The 20964-nt window shown below is 61.9% G+C and carries 7 protein-coding genes; 5 read left to right on the forward strand and 2 right to left on the reverse strand.

All coding sequences use genetic code 11. The features are described 5' to 3' along the window. Positions 1-11: 11 nt before the first annotated feature. The gene (locus tag AACY36_RS09860) at positions 12-1790 is read right to left on the reverse strand and encodes an acyclic terpene utilization AtuA family protein (protein WP_339497016.1); all 1779 of its coding nucleotides are present in this window, start codon (positions 1788-1790) and stop codon (positions 12-14) included. A gap of 153 nt (positions 1791-1943) precedes the next feature. Here AACY36_RS09860 and AACY36_RS09865 point away from each other — a divergent pair, with 153 nt between their 5' ends. Continuing rightward, positions 1944-2567, forward strand: a complete 624-nt coding sequence (locus tag AACY36_RS09865) for a TetR/AcrR family transcriptional regulator (protein WP_339416566.1) — start codon at positions 1944-1946, stop codon at positions 2565-2567. A 93-nt stretch (positions 2568-2660) separates the two neighbouring features. Further along, positions 2661-3449, forward strand: a complete 789-nt coding sequence (locus AACY36_RS09870) for a substrate-binding periplasmic protein (protein WP_339427414.1) — start codon at positions 2661-2663, stop codon at positions 3447-3449. Between the two features lie 68 nt (positions 3450-3517). Here the strand turns inward: AACY36_RS09870 and AACY36_RS09875 are convergent, their stop codons facing one another. After that, a complete protein-coding gene (locus AACY36_RS09875; protein WP_339416562.1) occupies positions 3518-4069 on the reverse strand; it encodes an RNA polymerase factor sigma-70 in 552 nt (183 codons plus the stop codon). Between the two features lie 302 nt (positions 4070-4371). On the opposite strand from AACY36_RS09875, the gene AACY36_RS09880 reads away from it, so the two are divergent. From AACY36_RS09880 to AACY36_RS09890, 3 genes are all read left to right on the forward strand, one after another. Continuing rightward, the gene (locus tag AACY36_RS09880; RefSeq protein WP_339455456.1) at positions 4372-5124 is read left to right on the forward strand and encodes a thioesterase II family protein; all 753 of its coding nucleotides are present in this window, start codon (positions 4372-4374) and stop codon (positions 5122-5124) included. A gap of 55 nt (positions 5125-5179) precedes the next feature. Further along, positions 5180-18061, forward strand: coding sequence for a non-ribosomal peptide synthetase (locus AACY36_RS09885; protein WP_339497017.1), 12882 nt, complete (start codon positions 5180-5182; stop codon positions 18059-18061). Between the two features lie 127 nt (positions 18062-18188). Continuing rightward, complete coding sequence (locus AACY36_RS09890; RefSeq protein WP_339497018.1) at positions 18189-20909, forward strand: hypothetical protein; 2721 nt, start codon at positions 18189-18191, stop codon at positions 20907-20909. Positions 20910-20964: the final 55 nt, after the last annotated feature.

Genomic DNA, 20964 nt, shown 5'->3' on the forward strand with positions numbered 1-20964 from the left:
CAACGCTCCTGTTATACAAGTTGATCGGCTATGTGCTGCGGCACCGCAATCGGGATTTCCAGCAGTTGCTGGGCGAAGGCTTTACCTTGCGGGTCAATGCGCAGGCTGGCGATGCCGCCACCACCGAGTGCGTTTTCCAGCAAAAAGTTGAGGCTGTGGCTGCCGGGCAAATACCAGCGCTCGACGCGGCCATGAACGGGATCCAGTACGTGGCCCATCCAATCGACAATCACCTGCGGGGTCAGCGCTTCGGCGATCCACGGCAGGTAGTCGGGATCGCGGGCGATCACGCCGATATTGCTGTGGTTACCCTTGTCGCCGGAGCGCGCCACGGCCAGTTTCACCAAGGGCACGCTGGCGTCGGCAAGGCCTTGGGGTTTGGGTGGGGCGACCGGCGCAGCGGGCAGGGTAGGGGCGTTGGCAATCGGCAGTGCGCAGGTGTGGCGTCCGCTCCGGAGGTCGATTTCCAGTTCGCAAACGGATTTGTCGATCAAGAACGAAAACAGCCGAATCAGCGGATACACCGTTGGCCGCCCGCCGACGATGCCGGTCAGCCCTGGCGCCATGCCGGTGGCTGCCTGGGCAATCTCGCGGGCGAACAGCACCAGCGCCTGTTTACTGGGGTGTCGCACCGCCAATTTCACCACCACTTCGCGGCAGTCCTGGCGCATCGCATGGGCGCCATAAGTCGCTTCGCTGCCCAGCAGTTCGATATTCACCTCGGTATAGGGCGCCCAGCCGCGTTGGCTGAACAGCTCCGAGGTTTTGTTGATGATCGCCTGGCCGACCCGTTCGGCCTTGGCCACCGCATCGATCCCGGCGATCAGGCAACTGGCGGTGCAGCGAAAACCCTCCGGGTAGGTGGCGCTGACTTTGTACTGGGCGGTTGGGGGCGAGCCCTTGGCGCCATGCAGGCGTACCTGGTTCTTACCTTGCTGCTGCAATTTGACCTGGCTGAAATCGCAGATTACATCCGGTAGCAGGTAGGCATGCGGATCGCCGATTTCATACAGCAACTGTTCGGCCACGCTGAGTTCGCTGATCAGCCCACCGCTGCCGTCGACTTTACTCACAATAAACTGGCCGTCGTCGCTGACGTCTACGATAGGAAAACCGATGTGCTCGTAGTCCGGTACCGCGCGCCAATCGGTAAAATTGCCGCCGGTGCACTGCGCGCCGCATTCGATGATATGCCCGGCCAGTGCGGCCTGGGCGAGGCGGTCGTAATCCTGCCAGGACCAGTTGAACTCATGCACCAACGCCGCGCTGACCACCGCGCTGTCCACCACGCGGCCGGTAATGACGATGTCCGCGCCCAATGCCAGCGCCTGTGCAATGCCCGGTGCGCCGAGGTAGGCATTGGCGGACAGGCACATCGGCGGTAGCGGTGCGCCATTGAACATATCGGTGATGCCGTGCAGCTGCTTGAGCTGGGGTTGCAGGTCATCGCCCAGTAGCACGGCGATGTTCAGTTCAACGCCCGCCTTGTCACAGGCTGCTTGCAGAGCGGCGGCGCAGGCCTGGGGGTTGATGCCGCCAGCGTTGCTGATCACACGGACGCCCTGGCGTTGGATATCGCCCAGCAACGGCGTGAGCACCTCGACAAAATCCGTCGCGTAGCCGGCCTGGGGATCTTTCATCCGCGCACCGGCCAGGATCGACATCGTGACTTCCGCCAGGTAGTCGAAGACCAGGTAATCCAGCTCACCGCCGTGCACCAACTGCGCGGCAGCGGTACAGGTGTCGCCCCAGAAGGCGCTGGCGCAGCCGATACGAACCGTCTTGCTCATGAGAAATCCTTCCTCGAATGGCTGCTAGCGAGCCTACCAAGCAAGCGCTTGGTTTGTAAACTCCGTTCACAAGTTTTAGCCAAGCGCTTGCTTGGGTGGCCGTCACGGCCTAAATTGCCGGCCAAGACGTCCGTGGAAGTAGAGGAGAGAGGCATGGATGAGCATAAAGCCCTGCGGGTGATGCGCACCATGATCGACGGCGGCCAATTGACCGACCCCGAAAGCGCTCGTGGCAAGCTGCTGCAAACGGCGGCCCACCTGTTTCGCAACAAGGGTTTCGAGCGCACCACCGTGCGCGACCTGGCCAGCGCAGTGGGCATCCAGTCCGGCAGCATCTTTCATCACTTCAAGAGCAAGGACGAGATCCTGCGCGCAGTGATGGAAGAAACCATCCACTACAACACCGCGATGATGCGCGCTTCTCTTGAGGAAGCTACCGACGTACGCGAACGTGTGTTGGCGCTGATCCGCTGCGAATTGCAGTCGATCATGGGCGGCAGCGGCGAGGCGATGGCGGTGCTGGTATATGAATGGCGCTCGCTGTCGGCTGAAGGCCAGGCTGAGGTGTTGGCCCTGCGCGATGTGTACGAGGCGCTGTGGCTGCAAGTACTGGGCGAGGCCAAGGACGCCGGCTATATCCGTGGCGATGTGTTTATCACCCGGCGCTTTCTGACCGGCGCTTTGTCCTGGACCACCACTTGGTTCCGCGCCGAGGGCAGCATGACGCTCGAGCAATTGGCCGAAGAAGCCATGCTGATGGTTTTGAAAGCCGATTAAGGTGCAAGGCATTAATTTGCCGGTGAAAAGTTGTCTCGCCAGACAAAAACGCCTAGCTTATCGCCATCAGAGTGTTGAACGGTGTGTGCCTTGATGTTTTCGCCATGGCGGCTGGCTGCAGGACTAACTTTTTGGGCAGTGGGCACCGCGTGGTGTATGCCGGCTTCGGCTGCCCAATTGGTAAGGATTGGCGCGGCGCATTTCCCGCCGTACACCGTGCGTCCGGAGCAGGGCGCTGACACCGGTTTGCTGCCGCAACTGGTCGAGGCCTTGAACGCCTCGCAGACCGACTATCAATTTGTGCTGGTGCCCACCTCAATTCCGCGACGTTTTCGCGATTTCGAGCAGGGTCGGATTGATATGGCCATCTTCGAAAACCCCGACTGGGGCTGGCAGGAGATCACCCACACAACAGTCGACATGGGCCTGGAAGACGCGGAAATTTTCGTCGCCCAACGTGAGCCCGGTCGCGATCAGGCCTATTTCGCTGACCTGAACGGCAAGCATTTGGCGGTCTTCAGCGGTTACCACTACGCCTTCGCAAACTTCAACCCCGATCCCAAGTACATGGCAGAGCACTTCAACGCCACGTTGACCTACTCCCATGACAGCAACCTGTTGATGGTCGCGCGCGGGCGGGCCGACATCGCCTTGGTGACCCGTTCGTACCTGAGTGATTTCATGGTGCGCAATGCGGACATGGCCGGGCAGTTCCTGGTGTCAGAGCGTATCGACCAGGTCTATCACCACTACGCGTTGCTGCGCCCCAAAGCGCCGATCACGGGGGAAGCGTTTTCCGCGTTGCTCAAGCGCTTGCGCGAAAATGGCGAGATGTTGAAGATTTTCGAGCCGTATCGGATTGATGTCATGCCGATACCCTGACAGGCGCAACGCAGATCAAAACTGTGGGAGCTGGCTTGCCAGCTCCCACATTGTTTACAGCGGCGCTGTCAGGCCCGCCGCGCAAACGTATCGCTGTGGTTGCCCGACACCTTGCGGCAATGCACCAGCGCATCCCGAATCATGAAATTCACCAAGGTCGGCGATACGCCGAGTTCCTTGGCGATATCCTTTTGCGGCACGCCATGCAGGCGGTACATCTCGAACGCGTAGCGGGTGCGCTGCGGCAACTCCGTCAGGGCGTCGGCGATGTTTTCCAGGGTGTTGAAATTGATGTGCGAGGTTTCCGTTGAAGCGCCGTGAATGACCACATTCAAGCCTTCCTCTTCGGTGCCTGAGTATTTGAGCTCCAGGGCCTGCTTGCGGTAGTGATCTATCGCCAGGTTGCGCACGATCTGGAACAGATAGCTGAGCTGGGCCTTGAACGATGAGGTGATCGTCGGCGCCGACTGCAGGCGGAAGTAGGCATCCTGCACTACGTCTTCGGCCCGGGAGCGGCACCCGGTAATACGTGCCGCAATCTTCACCAGAATCAGTCGATTATCGACGAACGCCTGGAGAAGCGGTGAGTTGCACCTGCCTGTGGATACTTGTTCCGTCATGGAAATCACCTTGTCGCAAAAGAGGTTAGGGGAGGGCGTCCTTGCTGAGGCCTCCTACACATCGGGCAACAAATTATGATGAATGATAATGATTGTCAAATGAGAAGGCGAACTAATCTTATGCGTTCTTGTTAGGTGTGAACCGCGTCTCGCTTGTACCCGACGACTAATTATTTGCCGGCGCCGTCCGTTCTTCTGGGTGACAGGTCCGTTAGTAAAACGACCAGGGATCAACACCCGCAGGAGGACGAGATGGGTTTGCATCGTGTGCACAGCGTGTTTCAGTTTGGAGTCGTCGCCTGATGAGTACGCCGGCTCGACTGCGCCTGTTCTGCCTGCCTCATTCGGGCGCCAGCGCCATGGTTTACGCGCGCTGGCGCCGGGCCCTGCCGGACTGGTTGCACGTGTGCCCGCTGGAGTTACCCGGGCGTGGCATGCGCATGGATGAACCTTTGCAGCGCGATATCAAAGCCTTGGCCGCACAGCTTGCGGATGAAATCAGCCGCGACTTGAATGGCCCTTATGCCTTGTTCGGCCACAGCCTCGGCGGCCTGCTCGCCTTCGAACTGGCCCACGCGCTGAATGCACGCGATGTGCCTGCGCCGTTGGCGCTGTTCGCCTCCGGTACAGCCGGGCCGGCACGCCGCGACGTCAGCGAATACGCCATCGAAAAGACCGACGAACAACTGATCGCCCGCCTGCGCGAGCTGCAAGGCACCGCCGAAGAAGCCCTGGCCAACCCCGAGTTGATGCAGTTGATGCTGCCAATCCTGCGCGCCGATTTTCTCTTGTGCGGCAGTTTTACCTATGGCGAGCGGGCGCCGCTGGGCATGCCGATTCATGTGTTTGGCGGCAAACAGGACAGCGTGCGCGCCGACCAGTTGCTCGACTGGCAACTCGACGCCGCCAGTGGCTTTTCCCTGGACATGTTCGACGGCCACCACTTCTTCCTCATCCAACATGAAAGCGCCGTGCTGCGCTGCGTGCGGCGCTACGCCGACGAACACCTGGCCCGCTGGCGCAATGGCGCGGCGCGGCAACTGGCCACCGGCTAAAAGCCCCCCCCCCCATTCCCGAATTTCCCGCAAGCCGATTTCAGGCAGGAACCCCATGATGGACGCCTTCGAACTTCCCCTAACGCTGGTCCAGTCCCTTCAACGTCGCGCCGTGCAGACGCCGGACCAGGTCGCTCTGCGCTTCCTCGCTGAGTCGGCCGAGCACAGCGTTGTGCTCAGTTACCGCGACCTGGACCTGCGCGCCCGCACCATCGCCGCAGCCTTGCAAGCCAATGCGGACCTGGGCGACCGTGCGGTGCTGTTGTTCCCCAGCGGCCCGGATTACGTCGCGGCGTTCTTTGGTTGCCTGTACGCCGGCGTCATTGCGGTGCCGGCTTACCCGCCGGAGTCGACCCGTCGCCACCATCAGGAACGCCTGCTCTCGATCATCAGCGATGCCGAGCCGCGCCTGCTGCTGACCATCGCCAGCCTCGCCGATGGCCTGGCACAGATCGAAAACGCGCCAATGGTATTGAGCGTCGATACCTTGCAGAGTGCCGGCACTTGGATCGCCCCCGACCTGCACCCCGACGACATCGCGTTCCTGCAATACACCTCCGGCTCCACCGCATTGCCCAAGGGCGTGCAAGTCAGCCATGGCAACCTGGTGGCCAACGAAGTGCTGATCCGTCGCGGCTTTGGCATCGACCTCAACCCGGATGACGTGATCGTCAGCTGGCTGCCGCTGTACCACGACATGGGCCTGATCGGCGGCCTCCTGCAACCGATCTTCAGCGGCGTGCCCTGCGTGTTGATGTCGCCGGCGTACTTCCTCGGTCGGCCATTGCGCTGGCTGGAAGCGATCAGTGAATACGGCGGCACTATCAGCGGCGGCCCGGATTTCGCCTACCGCCTGTGCAGCGAGCGGGTCAGCGAGTCGGCATTGGAACGCCTGGACTTGCGCCAGTGGCGCGTGGCCTATTCCGGCTCCGAACCGATCCGCCTCGACACCCTGGAACGTTTCGCCGAGAAGTTCGCGGCCTGCGGTTTTACCCCGAATAATTTCTTCGCGTCCTACGGCCTGGCCGAAGCGACCCTGTTTGTCGCGGGTGGCATTCGCGGCCATGGCATCCCGGCGCTGCGCGTCGACGAGCAGGCATTGGCTGCCAACCGTGCCGAGCCGGGGCAGGGCAGTGCGATCATGAGTTGCGGCACCAGCCAACCCGAACACGCGGTGCTGATCGCCGACCCGCACACCCTTACCGAACTGGCCGAGAATAACGTCGGTGAGCTCTGGGCCACCGGCCCGAGCATCGCCCACGGCTACTGGCGCAACCCCGTGGCCACCGCCACTGCCTTCGTGCAACACGCCGGCCGTACCTGGTTGCGTACCGGCGACCTGGGTTTTATCCGCGAAGGCGAGGTGTACATCACCGGCCGCCTGAAAGACTTGCTGATCGTGCGCGGCCATAACCTGTACCCGCAGGACATCGAACAGACCATCGAGCGCGAAGTGGAAGTCGTACGCAAAGGCCGGGTCGCGGCATTTGCAGTGAATGACCAAGGCCTGGAAGGCATCGGCATTGCCGCCGAAATCAGCCGCAGCGTGCAGAAAATCCTGCCGTCCGACGCGCTGATCAAGGCGATCCGCCAAGCCGTCGCCGAGGCGTATCAGGAGGCGCCGAGCGTGGTGGTGCTGCTCAACCCGGGTGCCTTGCCGAAGACCTCCAGCGGCAAGGTGCAACGTGCGGCGTGTGCGCTGCGGTATGTCGATGGCAGCCTCGACAGCTATGCGCAGTTTCCTGATCTGCACGTGCAGGTCAGCGAGGCAGCGTTGGACTCCGAACTGCAAAACCAGATCGCCGCGATCTGGTGCGAACAACTGCACGTCGCGACGGTCGCGGCCGATGACCATTTCTTCCTGCTCGGCGGCAACTCCATCACCGCCACCCAGGTGGTCGCGCGCCTGCGTGAAACACTGGGCCTGGAGCTGAACCTGCGCATGCTGTTCGAAGCGACAACCCTGGAAGGCTTTGCCGCCAACGTTGCGCAGTTGCAACAGGATGGCGGCGTCGCCCAAGGCGCCATCCAACCCCTGTCACGCCAGGAAGACCTGCCCCAATCCCTTGCGCAAAACCGCCTGTGGATCACTTGGCAACTGGACCCGCACAGCAGCGCCTACACCATCCCCGGCGCTCTGCGCCTGCGCGGCGAGCTGGATGAAGACGCCGTGCGCTTGAGCTTCCAACAACTGGTCCAGCGCCACGAAACCCTGCGCACCCGCTTCTACGAACGCGACGGCCAGGCCTTCCAGCGCATCGATGCCAAAGCGGATTTCGAGTTGCAAGTCATCGACCTCAGCGACCTGCCCGTGGCCGAGCGCGACACCCGCGCGCAACGGATTCGCGAAGACGAAGCGCGCACCCAGTTCGACCTGGAAAAAGGCCCGCTGCTGTGGGTGACCCTGGTACGCCTGGACGATGCAGATCACCAGTTGCTGGTGACGCTGCACCACATCATCGCGGATGGCTGGTCGCTGAATATCCTCATCGACGAATTTTCACGCCTGTACGCCGCCGCAACCCAGGGCGAAACCCTTGAGCTGCCGCCGCTGGCCCTGCAATACGCCGACTACGGCCGCTGGCAGCGCCAGTGGCTGGCCGAAGGCGAAGGTCAGCGCCAATTGGCGTATTGGAAAGCGCAACTCGGTGAAGAACATCCAACCTTGAGCCTGGCTACCGACCACCCGCGCTCGGCGCAACACCGGAACAGCGCTTCGCGTCATACCGTACGAACTAGCGTGCACCTCAGCGAGGCGATTCGCCAGACCGCCCAGGCCAACCAATCCACCCCGTTCATGGTGTTACTGGCAGCATTCCAGAGCCTGCTCTACCGCTACAGCGGTCAGCGTGACATCCGCATCGGCGTGCCCAACGCCAACCGTCCGCGCCAGGAAACCCAAGGCCTGGTCGGCTTTTTCATCAACACGCAGGTCATGCGTGCCGAGCTGGACGCTTGTTTGCCGTTCAACGAACTGTTGGCCGCGACTCGCCAAGCTGCGTTGAGCGCCCAGGCCCATCAGGACCTGCCGTTCGAACAACTGCTGGAAGCCTTCCCGCAAGCGCGCGGGCAGGGTCTGTTCCAGGTCATGTTCAACCACCAGCAACGCGACCTCAGCGCCTTGCGCCGTCTGCCGGGCATGCTCGCCGACGAGCTGCCATGGCACAGCCGCGAAGCCAAGTTCGACCTGCAACTGCACAGCGAAGAAGACCGTAACGGGCGCCTGAGCCTGTCGTTCGACTACGCCGACGAAGTGTTTGACAGCGCGACCATCCAGCGCCTGGCCGAGCACTTCATCAACCTGTTGCAAGCCGCGTGTGACCAGCCGCAGCAAGCCATCGGCGACCTCAAGCTGATGCCGGAAGACGAGCAGCAACCGTGGAGTGAAACGCCGTGCGCGCCCGCCCAGCAATGGCTGCCGGAGCTGCTCAACAGACACACCTCGGACAGCACCGCGCTGGTCTGGCAGGGCAGCAGCCTGACCTTCGCCCAATTGCACACTCAGGCCAATCGCCTGGCTCACTACCTGCGTGACAAGGGTGTCGGCCCGGACGTGTGCGTGGCGATCGCCGCCGAGCGTTCGCCGCAACTGCTGATCGGCCTGCTGGCGATCATCAAGGCCGGCGGCGCCTATGTGCCGCTGGACCCGGATTACCCCGCCGAGCGCCTGGCCTACATGCTGGAGGACAGCGGCGTGCATCTGCTGCTGACCCAGACCACGTTGCTGGACCACGTGCCAGTTGCCTGCGGCGTCTGCGTGATTGCAATGGACAGCCTGCACCTCGACAGCTGGCCGACCCAGCCGCCTGGCCTGCACCTGCACGGCGATAACCTCGCCTACGTGATCTACACCTCTGGCTCCACCGGCCAGCCCAAAGGCGTGGGCAATACCCATGCGGCCCTGGCCGAACGCTTGCAGTGGATGCAGGCCACCTATCAACTGAATGACACCGATGTGCTGATGCAAAAGGCACCGATCAGTTTTGACGTGTCGGTGTGGGAATGCTTCTGGCCGCTGATCACCGGTTGCCGCCTGGTGCTGGCCGGCCCTGGCGAGCATCGCGACCCGCACCGTATCGCGCAGTTGGTGCGGGAACACGGCGTGACCACGTTGCACTTTGTGCCGCCGCTGCTGCAGCTGTTTATCGACGAACCGCTGGCCGCCGAATGCACCAGCCTGCGTCGCCTGTTCTCCGGTGGCGAAGCCTTGCCCGCCGAGCTGCGCAACCGCGTCCTGGCGCAGCTACCGGCGGTGCAATTGCACAACCGTTATGGCCCCACCGAAACCGCGATCAACGTGACCCACTGGCACTGCCGCGCGGAGGACGGCGAGCGCTCGCCGATTGGCCGCCCGCTGGGCAATGTGATTTGCCGCGTGCTGGACGATCAGCTCAACCCCGTGCCGCTGGGTGTGCCGGGTGAACTGTGCATCGGCGGTATCGGCCTGGCCCGGGGTTACCTGGGGCGCGCCGGGTTGACGGCTGAGCGTTTTGTCGCCGACCACTCGGGGGCGCGCCTTTATCGCACCGGCGACCGCGTCCGTTGGAGCGCCGAGGGTGTGCTTGAGTACCTGGGCCGTCTCGACCAGCAGGTCAAGCTGCGCGGTTTCCGCGTGGAGCCGGAAGAAATCGAAGCGCGCATGCTGGCCCTGAACGGCATCGCCCAAGCCGTGGTGCTGGTGCGTGACACGCAGTTGATCGGCTACTACACCGCCCATGTCGCGCTGGACGAACAGCAGGTGAAAACCGCCCTGGCCGCCGAGCTGCCGGAGTACATGGTGCCCGCGCTGTTGATGCGCCTCGACGCCATGCCCCTGAGCCCCAGCGGCAAGCTGGACCGTCGCGCGTTGCCGGAGCCGGTGTGGCAAACCCGTGAGCACATTGAACCCGAAACCCCCTTGCAGCAGCAGATCGCAGCTATCTGGCGCGAAGTCCTCGGACGGCCGAAAATCGGCCTGGGCGATGACTTCTTCGCCCTCGGCGGCCACTCGTTGCTGGCCACGCAAATCATCTCGCGCACCCGCCAGGCGTGTGACGTCGAGTTGCCGTTGCGCACCTTGTTTGAAGCCAGCGAGCTGGGCGCGTTTGCCGAGCAGGTCGGGCTGATCCAGGCGTCGGGCCTACGCAACCAGCAGACGGCTATTGCTAAGGTCGACCGCAGCCAACCGGTGCCGTTGTCCTATTCCCAGCAGCGCATGTGGTTCCTGTGGCAGATGGAGCCAGACAGCCCGGCCTACAACGTCGGCGGCATGGCGCGCTTGCGTGGCGTGCTCGATGTGGGGCGTTTCGAAGCGGCGTTGCAGGCCTTGATCATGCGTCACGAAACTTTGCGCACCACCTTCCCGAGCGTCGACGGCGTGGCCTATCAAAAGGTCTCGCCGCAGACCGGCTTGCGCATGGATTGGCGGGATTTCTCAGGCCTGAACGAAACCGAGCGCCAGCAGCGTCTGCAGCAGTTGGCTGATCATGAAGCGCACACGCCGTTCAACCTGGAAACCGGGCCGTTGCTGCGTGCCTGCCTGGTCAAGGCTGGCGAGCAGGAACACTACCTGGTGCTGACCCTGCACCACATCGTCACCGAAGGCTGGGCCATGGACATCTTTGCCCGTGAACTCAGCGCGTTGTACGAAGCCTTTATCGACGAGCGCGAATCGCCGCTGGCGCCGTTGCCGGTTCAATACCTGGATTACAGCGTGTGGCAGCGTCAGTGGCTGGAGTCCGGCGAGCGTCAGCGCCAACTCGACTACTGGACCGCGCAACTGGGCACTGAACATCCGCTGCTGGAACTGCCCGGCGACCGCCCACGCCCACCGGTGCAAAGCCACCAGGGTGAACTGTATCGCTTCGACCTCAGCGATGACCTGGCCGCCCGCGTGCGTGCCTTCAATGCCGAGCGCGGCCTGACCCTGTTCATGACCATGACCGCCACCCTGGCCGTGTTGCTCTACCGCTACAGCGGCCAGACCGACCTGCGCATCGGCGCCCCCGTCGCCAACCGTATTCGCCCGGAAAGCGAAGGGCTGATCGGCGCGTTCCTCAACACCCAGGTGCTGCGTTGCCAGCTCAATGGGCAGGTGAACGTCGCTGAACTGTTTGAGCACGTGCGCCATACGGTGATCGAAGGCCAGTCCCATCAAGACCTGCCGTTCGACCACCTGGTGGAAGCCCTGCAACCACCGCGCAGTGCGGCGTACAACCCGCTGTTCCAGGTGATGTGCAACGTGCAGCGCTGGGAGTTCCAGCAAAGCCGCCAACTGGCCGGCATGACTGTCGAGTACCTGGCCAACGATGCCCGCGCGACCAAGTTCGACCTCAATCTGGAAGTCACCGACCTCGACCATCGCCTGGGTTGCTGCCTGACCTACAGCACCGACCTGTTCGACGAACCGCGTATTGCGCGTATGGCCGGACATTGGCGCAACCTGCTGGAAGCCTTGATCGCCAATCCGCAGCGGCGCCTCAGCGAGTTGCCGTTACTGACGGCCGCCGAACAGCACGCGTTGCAGGACAGCCTGGGCGCCGAAGCAGGCGAGCACCGCCTTGATCAGTGCATTCATCAACTGTTCAGCCAGCAAGCGGCAGCCCGTGGCGATGCACCGGCGCTGACCTTTGCCGGCGTTAGCCTCAGCTATCGTGAGCTCGATGCCCGCGCTAACCGCCTGGCCTGGATGCTGCGCGAGCGTGGCGTCGGCCCGCAGGTGCGCGTCGGCCTGGCGCTGCCGCGTTCCCTGGAAATGGTCATCGCCCTGCTGGCGATCCTCAAGGCCGGAGGCGCCTACGTGCCGTTGGACCCGGAATACCCGCTGGACCGCTTGCACTACATGATCGAAGACAGCGGCATCGGCCTGCTGCTCAGCGATGCGGCGATGTTTGAAGCCCTCGGCGAGTTGCCTGCAACCGTGGCGCGCTGGTGCCTGGAAGATGACGCGCCGCTGCTTGCCAACTACCCGTCCGACGCGTTGCCGTTTATCAGCCTGCCGCAACACCAGGCGTACCTTATCTACACCTCCGGCTCCACCGGCAAGCCCAAGGGCGTGGTGGTGTGCCACGGTGAAATCGCCATGCATTGCACGGCGGTGATCGCGCGTTTCGGCATGCGCGCCGACGACTGTGAACTGCACTTCTATTCGATCAACTTCGACGCCGCCACCGAGCGTTTGCTGGTGCCGCTGCTCAGCGGGGCCCAGGTGGTATTGCGTGCCCAGGGCCAGTGGGACGCGCAAGAAATCTGCGCGCTGATCCGCACCCATCGCATCACTGTCCTGGGCTTCACGCCGAGCTACGGCAGCCAGCTGGCGCAGTGGCTGGCGACCCAGCAGCAGACCTTGCCGGTGCGCATGTGCATCACTGGCGGCGAAGCGCTGACGGGTGAGCATTTGCAGCGCATCCGCGCAGCGTTCCAGCCCGAGATGTTCTTCAACGCCTACGGCCCGACCGAAACCGTAGTGATGCCGCTGGCGAGCCTCGCGCCCGAACAGTTGGAGGAGGGCGCTGCAAGCGTGCCAATCGGCAGCATCATCGGTGACCGCGTGGCCTATATTCTCGACGCCGATCTGGCGTTGGTGCCGCAAGGTGCGACCGGCGAGCTGTACGTCGGCGGCGCCGGTTTGGCCCAGGGGTATCACCAGCGCCCGGGCATGACGGCGGAGCGCTTCGTTGCGGATCCGTTTGCTACGCACGGTGGGCGGCTATACCGCACCGGCGACCTGGTGCGCCAGCGCGCTGATGGCCTGGTGGAGTACCTGGGGCGTATCGACCATCAGGTGAAGATTCGCGGTTTCCGTATTGAACTGGGCGAGATCGAAACCCGCCTGCTGGAGCACGACGGCGTGCGCGAAGCGGTGGTGCTCGCGCTGGATTCGCCAAGCGGCAAACAGTTGGTGGCGTACCTGGTCAGCGACGCAGACCACGGCGCGTTGCGCGACGCGCTCAAGGCCCACCTCAAGGCGCAGCTGCCGGACTACATGGTGCCCGCGCACTTGATCGTGCTGGACAGTATGCCGCTGACCGCCAACGGCAAACTCGACCGCCGTGCCTTGCCGCAACCCGACCCTGAGGCCAATCGCCAACAGTACGTGGCGCCCCGCAATGAGCTGCAAAGCACATTGGCGGCGATCTGGTGCGCAGTGCTGAATGTGCAGCAAGTCGGTCTGGACGATAACTTCTTTGAACTGGGCGGCGACTCGATCCTGTCGATCCAGGTGGTCAGCCGTGCGCGGCAAGCGGGCATTCACTTCAGCCCGCGCGACGTGTTCCAGCACCAGACCGTGCAAACCCTGGCCGCTGTCGCCACGCGCGCTGAGCACATCAGCGCTGAGCAAGGCGTGCTGACGGGCAGCTCGGGCCTGACGCCGATCCAGCACTGGTTCTTCGACACCGAGATCCCGCAGCGTCAGCACTGGAACCAGGCGCTGCTGCTCAAACCGCTGCAACTGCTTGACCCGCACCGCCTTGAGCAAGCGCTGCTGGCGGTACTGGAACACCACGACGCCCTGCGCCTGAGCTTCACCCGACGCGACGCGCAATGGCACGCCGAACACCTCGCCGTACCGCAGGGTGGTGTGTTGATGCAGGCGCAAGTGCGCGACATGGACGCGTGCATTGCGCTGTTCAGCGACACCCAGCGCAGCCTCGACCTGGCACACGGCCCGTTGCTGCGCGCCTTGCTCGTGGAGGGTCCCGAGGGCCAGCAGCGCCTGTTGATCGCTATCCATCACTTGGTGGTGGACGGCGTGTCATGGCGTGTATTGCTCGAAGACTTGCAAAGCGTTTACCGCCAACTGAGCGACGGCCAATCCGTCAGCCTGCCAGCCAAGACCAGTGCGCTACGTGACTGGGCCGCGCGTTTGCAGGCCTACGCCGGCAGCGAATCCCTGCGCGAAGAGCTGAGCGTCTGGCAGCACCAACTGGCCGGCCCGCAGGCCGCACTGCCGGTGGCACGCCCGCAAGGTTTGCTGCGCAACCGCGACGCCGACACCGTCAGCGTGCGCCTGGATGCCGAACACACCCGACAACTGCTGCAACAGGCCCCGAGCACCTACCGCACCCAGGTCAACGACTTGCTGCTGACCGCGTTGGCGCGAGTGTTGTGCCGCTGGAGTGGTCACGCTTCGGCGCTGATCCAGCTGGAAGGCCACGGCCGCGAAACCCTGTTCGATGAGGTCGACCTGACCCGCAGTGTCGGCTGGTTCACCAGTGCCTATCCATTGCGCCTCACCCCGCAAGCCGGGCAGGGCGATTCCATCAAGGCGATCAAGGAACAACTGCGTGCCGTGCCGCATAAAGGCTTGGGTTATGGCGTGCTGCGTTACCTGGCGGATGACCTGTGCAAGCAGATCATGGCCGCACTGCCGAGCGCGTCGATCACGTTCAACTACCTCGGCCAGTTCGACCAGAGCTTTGGCGCTGATGCACTGTTCCACCCGCTGGATGAGTCCGCGGGCCTGGCCCATGATCCGGATGCGCCGTTGCCCAACGAGTTGAGCGTCGACAGCCAGGTGTACGGCGGCGAACTGGTGCTGCGCTGGACTTTCAGCCGTGAGCGCTTTGATCAGCACACCATTCGCGAATTGGCCGATGCGTATCTGGCCGAACTGCACAGCCTGGTCGCGCATTGCCTTGAGGACACCGCCGGCGGCCTCACGCCGTCCGACTTCCCGCTGGCGCACCTGACCCAGTCACAACTCGACAGCTTGCCGGTACCGGCCAGTGCCATCGAAGACGTTTACCCGCTGACCCCGATGCAGGAGGGCCTGCTGCTGCACACCCTGCTGGAGCCGGGCACCGGCCTTTACTACATGCAAGACCGCTACCGCATCAACAGCGCGTTGGACCCGGAGCGTTTTGCCCAGGCCTGGCAAGCGGTGATCGCCCGCCACGAAGCCTTGCGCGCCTCATTCTGCTGGAACGTTGGCGAAGACATGCTGCAAGTGATCCACAAACCGGGCAGTACGCCGGTCGAGTACCTGGACTGGAGCAGCGATCCGGAAAGCGAACAGGAGCCGCGCCTGCAAGCCTTGCTCAAGCATGAGCGCGAAGCCGGTTTCGATCTGCTCAACCAGCCGCCGTTCCACCTGCGCCTGATCCGCGTCGGCGAAGCGCGTTACTGGTTCATGATGAGCAACCACCACATCCTCATCGATGCCTGGTGCCGTTCGTTGCTGATGAATGACTTCTTCGAGATCTACATGGCCCTCGGCGAAGGCCGCGACGCGCAACTGGCCACGCCACCGCGCTACCGCGACTACATCGCCTGGCTGCAACGCCAGAACCTGAATGAGGCACGCCAGTGGTGGCAGCAGAACCTGCAAGGCTTCGAACGCACCACGCCGATCCCGAGCGACCGGCCGTTCCTGCGTGAGCACGCGGGCCGCAGCGGCGCCATGGTGGTGGGCGACTGCTACACTCGCCTCGACGCCCGCGACGGTGCGCAACTGCGCGAACTGGCGCAGGCGCATCAACTGACCGTCAATACCTTCGCCCAGGCTGCCTGGGCCCTGGTACTGCGCCGTTTGAGCGGGGATCGTGACGTGCTGTTTGGCGTTACTGTGGCCGGCCGCCCGGTGGAAATGCCAGAGATGCAACGCACCGTTGGCCTGTTCATCAACAGCATCGCGCTGCGGGTGAAACTGCCCGAGGATGACCAGCGTTGCAGCGTGCGCCAGTGGTTGAGCGGCCTGCTCGACAGCAATATGCAGCTGCGCGAGTACGAATACCTGCCGCTGGTGACGATCCAGGAACACAGCGAATTGCCCAAGGGCCAGCCGCTGTTCGACAGCCTGTTCGTGTTCGAAAACGCCCCGGTGGACGTCTCGGTGCTGGACCGCGCGCAAGGCCTGAATGCCACCTCGGATTCCGGCCGTACCCACACCAACTTCCCGCTGACGGCCGTGTGTTATCCGGGCGACGACCTCGGTTTGCATCTGTCCTATGACCAGCGTTACTTCGACGAAACCACCGTGCAAGGCATGCTTGGCGAGTTCAAGCGCCTGCTGCTGGCGCTGGTGCAGGGCTTCCATGGCGACATGGCTGAACTGCCGCTGATTGGCGAGCAGGAGCGCGAGTTCCTGGTGGAGGGCTGCAACCAGAGCGAACACGACTACCCGCTGGAGCGCAGCTACGTCGAGCTGTTCGAAACGCAGGTGGCCGCGCATCCGCAGCGCGTCGCCGCCAGTTGCCTTGGTCAGCAATGGACCTACGACGAGTTGAACCGGCGCAGTAACTGCCTGGGCCACGCGCTGATTGCGGCGGGCGTGGGCGCTGATCAACCGGTGGCGTTGCTGGCCGAGCGTAACCTTGATTTGCTCGGCATGATCATCGGCAGCTTCAAGGCGGGGGCCGGCTACCTGCCGCTGGACCCCGGCCTGCCGCGCCAGCGGCTGAGCCGCATTCTTGACCTGAGCCGCACACCGTTGCTGGTGTGCACCGAGGCCAGTCGCGAGCAGGCCATCGAGTTGCTCGAAGGCTTCGACTGCCAGTTGCTGGTGTGGGAGGAAATCCCTGCGCGTGGCGAAAACCCAGGTGTCTACAGCGCCCCGGACAACCTCGCCTACGTGATCTACACCTCGGGCTCGACCGGCCTGCCCAAAGGCGTGATGGTCGAACAGCGCGGCATGCTCAATAACCAGTTGAGCAAGGTGCCGTACCTGGCCTTGAGCGATGCCGATGTGATTGCGCAAACTGCGTCGCAGAGCTTCGATATTTCCGTGTGGCAATTCCTCGCTGCACCGCTGTTCGGCGCACGGGTGGATATCGTGCCGAATACGATTGCCCATGATCCCCAAGGCTTGCTCGCCCATGTGCAGGCCCAAGGCATCACCGTGCTGGAAAGCGTGCCGTCCCTGATCCAGGGCATGCTGGCCCAGGACCTTATCAGCCTGGACGGCCTGCGCTGGATGCTACCCACCGGGGAAGCCATGCCGCCGGAGCTGGCGCACCAATGGCTGCTGCGTTACCCGCAGATTGGTTTGGTGAACGCCTACGGCCCAGCGGAATGCTCGGACGATGTGGCGTTCTACCGTGTCGACCTGGCGTCTACCCGTGGCACTTACCTGCCGATTGGTACGCCCACCGACAACAACCGTTTGTACCTGTTGGACGGTGCACTGGAGTTGGTGGCCCAAGGCGCTGTGGGCGAGTTGTGCGTCGCCGGTACGGGCGTCGGTCGCGGTTACGTCGGCGACCCGCTGCGCACCGCCACGGTTTTTGTGCCCAACCCCTTCGGCGCACCGGGCGAACGCCTCTACCGCACCGGCGACCTGGCGCGGCGTCGCAGCGATGGCGTGCTGGAATACGTCGGGCGTATCGACCACCAAGTGAAGATTCGCGGCTACCGTATCGAACTGGGCGAAATCGAAGCGCGCCTGCACGAGCAACCGCAAGTGCGCGACGCGGCGGTCGGCGTGCAGGAGAGCGTCAACGGCAAGCATCTGGTTGGCTACCTCGTTGCCGCAGACGAAGCGCTCAACCCAAGCGAACGCCTCGACCGCATCAAGCAACGCCTGCGCGCCGAGTTGCCGGAATACATGGTGCCGCTGCACTGGCTGTGGCTCGACCGCCTGCCGCACAACGCCAACGGCAAACTTGACCGCAACGCCCTGCCGGCCCTGGAGATCGGCCAGTTGCACAGCCAGGACTACCTGGCGCCACGCAACGAACTGGAAACCACCTTGGCCGCGATCTGGGCCGAGGTGCTGAAAGTCGAACGGGTCGGGGTGCAGGACAACTTCTTCGAACTGGGCGGGCATTCGTTGCTGGCGACGCAGATTGCCTCGCGGGTGCAGAAAACCTTGCAGCGGGATGTACCGCTAAGGGCGATGTTCGAGTGCAGCACAGTGGCGGAGTTGGCTGGATATATCGAAGGGCTGGCGGGGAATGAGATCAGTGCGCAGAAGGTGGAGCGGTTGAGTGATTTGATGGCGGAGTTGGAGGGGTTGTGAGGGGGCCGTTTGTCAGAACTGTTAATTCTGACAGTAGGCGAGCGGATGCCAACAGCGCTCACTTAAGGGAGACCCTTGGCTTCAGATCGAGCCAAGGGAACAGCCCCTGGAACAAGGAGTCCTTACCATGGCTAAGAAAGTCCCGGCGTCGAACGCACCCTCTAACGTTATCAGAGCGCCAACGCCCAAGCGGCCAAAACCCAAAGCTCTTGAAGTAGACAGTCCGTTGGTTTCCAGTGAGCAGAACGGAACGGTTGCGACCTCTCGCATGGTGGGTTCATACCTGACATTTGATTCACGAATGGACAAGGATGAACCCATTATCGCCAGCTTCCGCACCAAGGAAACACCTGGGCTGGCGTTCGAGGATATTGTGTATTCAGGCGGTGAGTCTGGCGCCGACGAAACTGAAATTCCACTGCGTTACATGACGGCGGCAATGGGGAAAACGCTCGTCATTTCGTATACCGGGAAAGTGCAAGGGCAGGTAGCCGCTTCTTTGAACAAAGAAGTCTTGATCGAGTTTTACCAAGCCAACGAAAGTAAAAAGTACGCACCTTATTTTCTTCACGAAAAAATCTATCAAAACTCACCTGTCATTGACATGCACGATTTCAAAGGGGACGGCATCGTCAAGACGGAGATTCCTTATCTTGCCCAAGTAAATGATAGATTTTACTGCACCCTTGTGACTCAGCAATTCAGTGGAAAGCCCGTTTTCTATACAGTGGCTGATGGATATGCGTTAACAGCTGAGGATATAGCTTCGGGCGAACTCACTCACGCTGTTAGACGTACTTGGCTGGCGCGACAAATACCGCTCTATGAGTCAATGACCCTGCAATGCGCCTACATCACGAGTGGCGAAACGGCCCAGCCTCCAGCTGACGTGACTAATCCTGATGAAGAGACGCGTCTTCCGAGAAATGCCCTTCAAATCCAACATCGCCGCACGGCTGCTTTCATCGGGGATCAAGGCCTTGATCTTCAGCCTGCGCATCTGCGGCAGTCCGCATTTTTCAACGATGACTGGTGCCTTAACCCGGAACTCACCAAGCAGGGAGGGAACGTGGACACTCCCGGCTTGGACACCTATGCAGACGACCAAATCTGTTTTTATGTGAGCGGGCTGGGTTATGCGAGTAAGCCACTTGGATGCGTGACAATTGCAAACGACGGGGACTTGGCAACCATCGAGCTATCGCCCTGTGTCATTGCCTGTTTTTTTAACAAGGCGATGACCCTGACCTACACCGTGCAATTCCCCAACAGCAATGGATCACAACAATCACCTGAGCGAGTGATTAATGTGTCGCTGCCCCACTTTCCTCACGCTGAGGTCGAACAGGCAACGGGCGACGTCGTGGATCTCAATACATTCCCAATGGACGCGATTGGTTTTACGCCTGTCTGGGCCTATGCCGAGTGTGCGAAATGTTGTTGGATGTGGATTACGGGTAAGCGTGAAGACGGCACTGCTTTGCGTTTTGATATTTTGATGGATGCGCCTGTTACAGACGCTTGGAAGGCTAAGGGCGTTGATGCCCCCATCCTCAGGGCTGAGCTGCAAAATCTGGCGGATTGCAGCGAATTCGACCTGCACTTTGCGGCGAGTTTTTGTGATAAGTGTGATGTGGCGAGCGCGCACGCATTCCCTGTTCAAACCTTCAAAATCGAGCAGGAGCCCTTGGTGCTGATCGAACCCTCCGTGAGGGAAGCGGTGCTTGACCAATTGACCGCTTACAACGGGCGCAATGGCGTACAGGTTGAAGTAAATTATGTCGGCAATAACCCCAAGCACACCATCAGCGTCTGCTGGAAAAAGCCTGATGGTACTTGCTGGCCGTTGGCATCCCAATCCGGCAGTGTTTCGGGGCCGGTCATCTTTCCTCTGCCACCGGAAGCCGTGATCGAGAGCATGGGTAAAGTAGTGGAGATCACTTCCATCGTCACCACAGCCTGCAAGGTGCAGACCTCACCGCCTTTGAACTTAAACATCAGTTTGCCTGTGCGACTGGAAACGCCAAACGTGCTGGAGGCGACGCCGCCCAGGACTCAGAATGCCGTTCTGGACCTGAGAACATTTATTGGGAATGCCAGTGCTCTCGAAGATCCGATGTGGTTCTTGCGGGCAGGGCAGAAGTGCTGGCTGCAGGCAGCCGGGACGGATAAAAACGGCAATCCTTACGCGTTCAATGTGTACGCGGCCCGAACCATTACCGTGGCAGAGGTGACAGCGGGTGTTTCGGCTCCGGTACTGCGATCCGATTTGGATAGGTCAAAAGATAAAGCCGACTCGCGCTTTACTTTCAGCGTAGCAACCGACGGTAGCTCGACTGCGAATGTGGTATGTCCTTCGCGGGTGTTGAACGTGCGCGTAGCGTTCTATGACCACACCAGTTTCAATCCAGCCGACCGCGGCTGGAATGGCTGGGTAAAAGGGCCGGGGGCTACGGACTCGAGAGACCTTGCGCTTAATAAAGGGCCTATTCCTGGATCATCGGCCGGATACTTTTTGTTTGACTGGGGCTATACCAACACAAGCAACGTTAACACCCAGCGTGTGAAGTTGTTCAAGGACTTCACAGCACTGGAAATTGGGCATAAGTACGAGTTCTCGGCGTATGTTCGTGATAACAGTGGGGTGCCGAATAAGCCAAATTTAGTGCTGGTAGCCCAAGGTGTGGAAGTTACGCCACGAACGTTGCCTGGCATTACTTGGCAACTGCTCAAAGGTGTGTTCATCGCCAGCTCAACAAGCGCGCGTCTGAGCCTCGATAATCTCCAGATGGGGATGGGGCCGGGTAACGATTTTGATGTAACCGGAATAACCGTTCGGGAGGTTTGATAAGGTTTGTCAAGCTAGACAAACATAAGGCCTCCGATTCTTGGAGGCCTTATCA

This window comes from Pseudomonas sp. EA_15y_Pfl1_P101, from assembly GCF_963970835.1.
Classification (GTDB): domain Bacteria; phylum Pseudomonadota; class Gammaproteobacteria; order Pseudomonadales; family Pseudomonadaceae; genus Aquipseudomonas; species Aquipseudomonas tritici.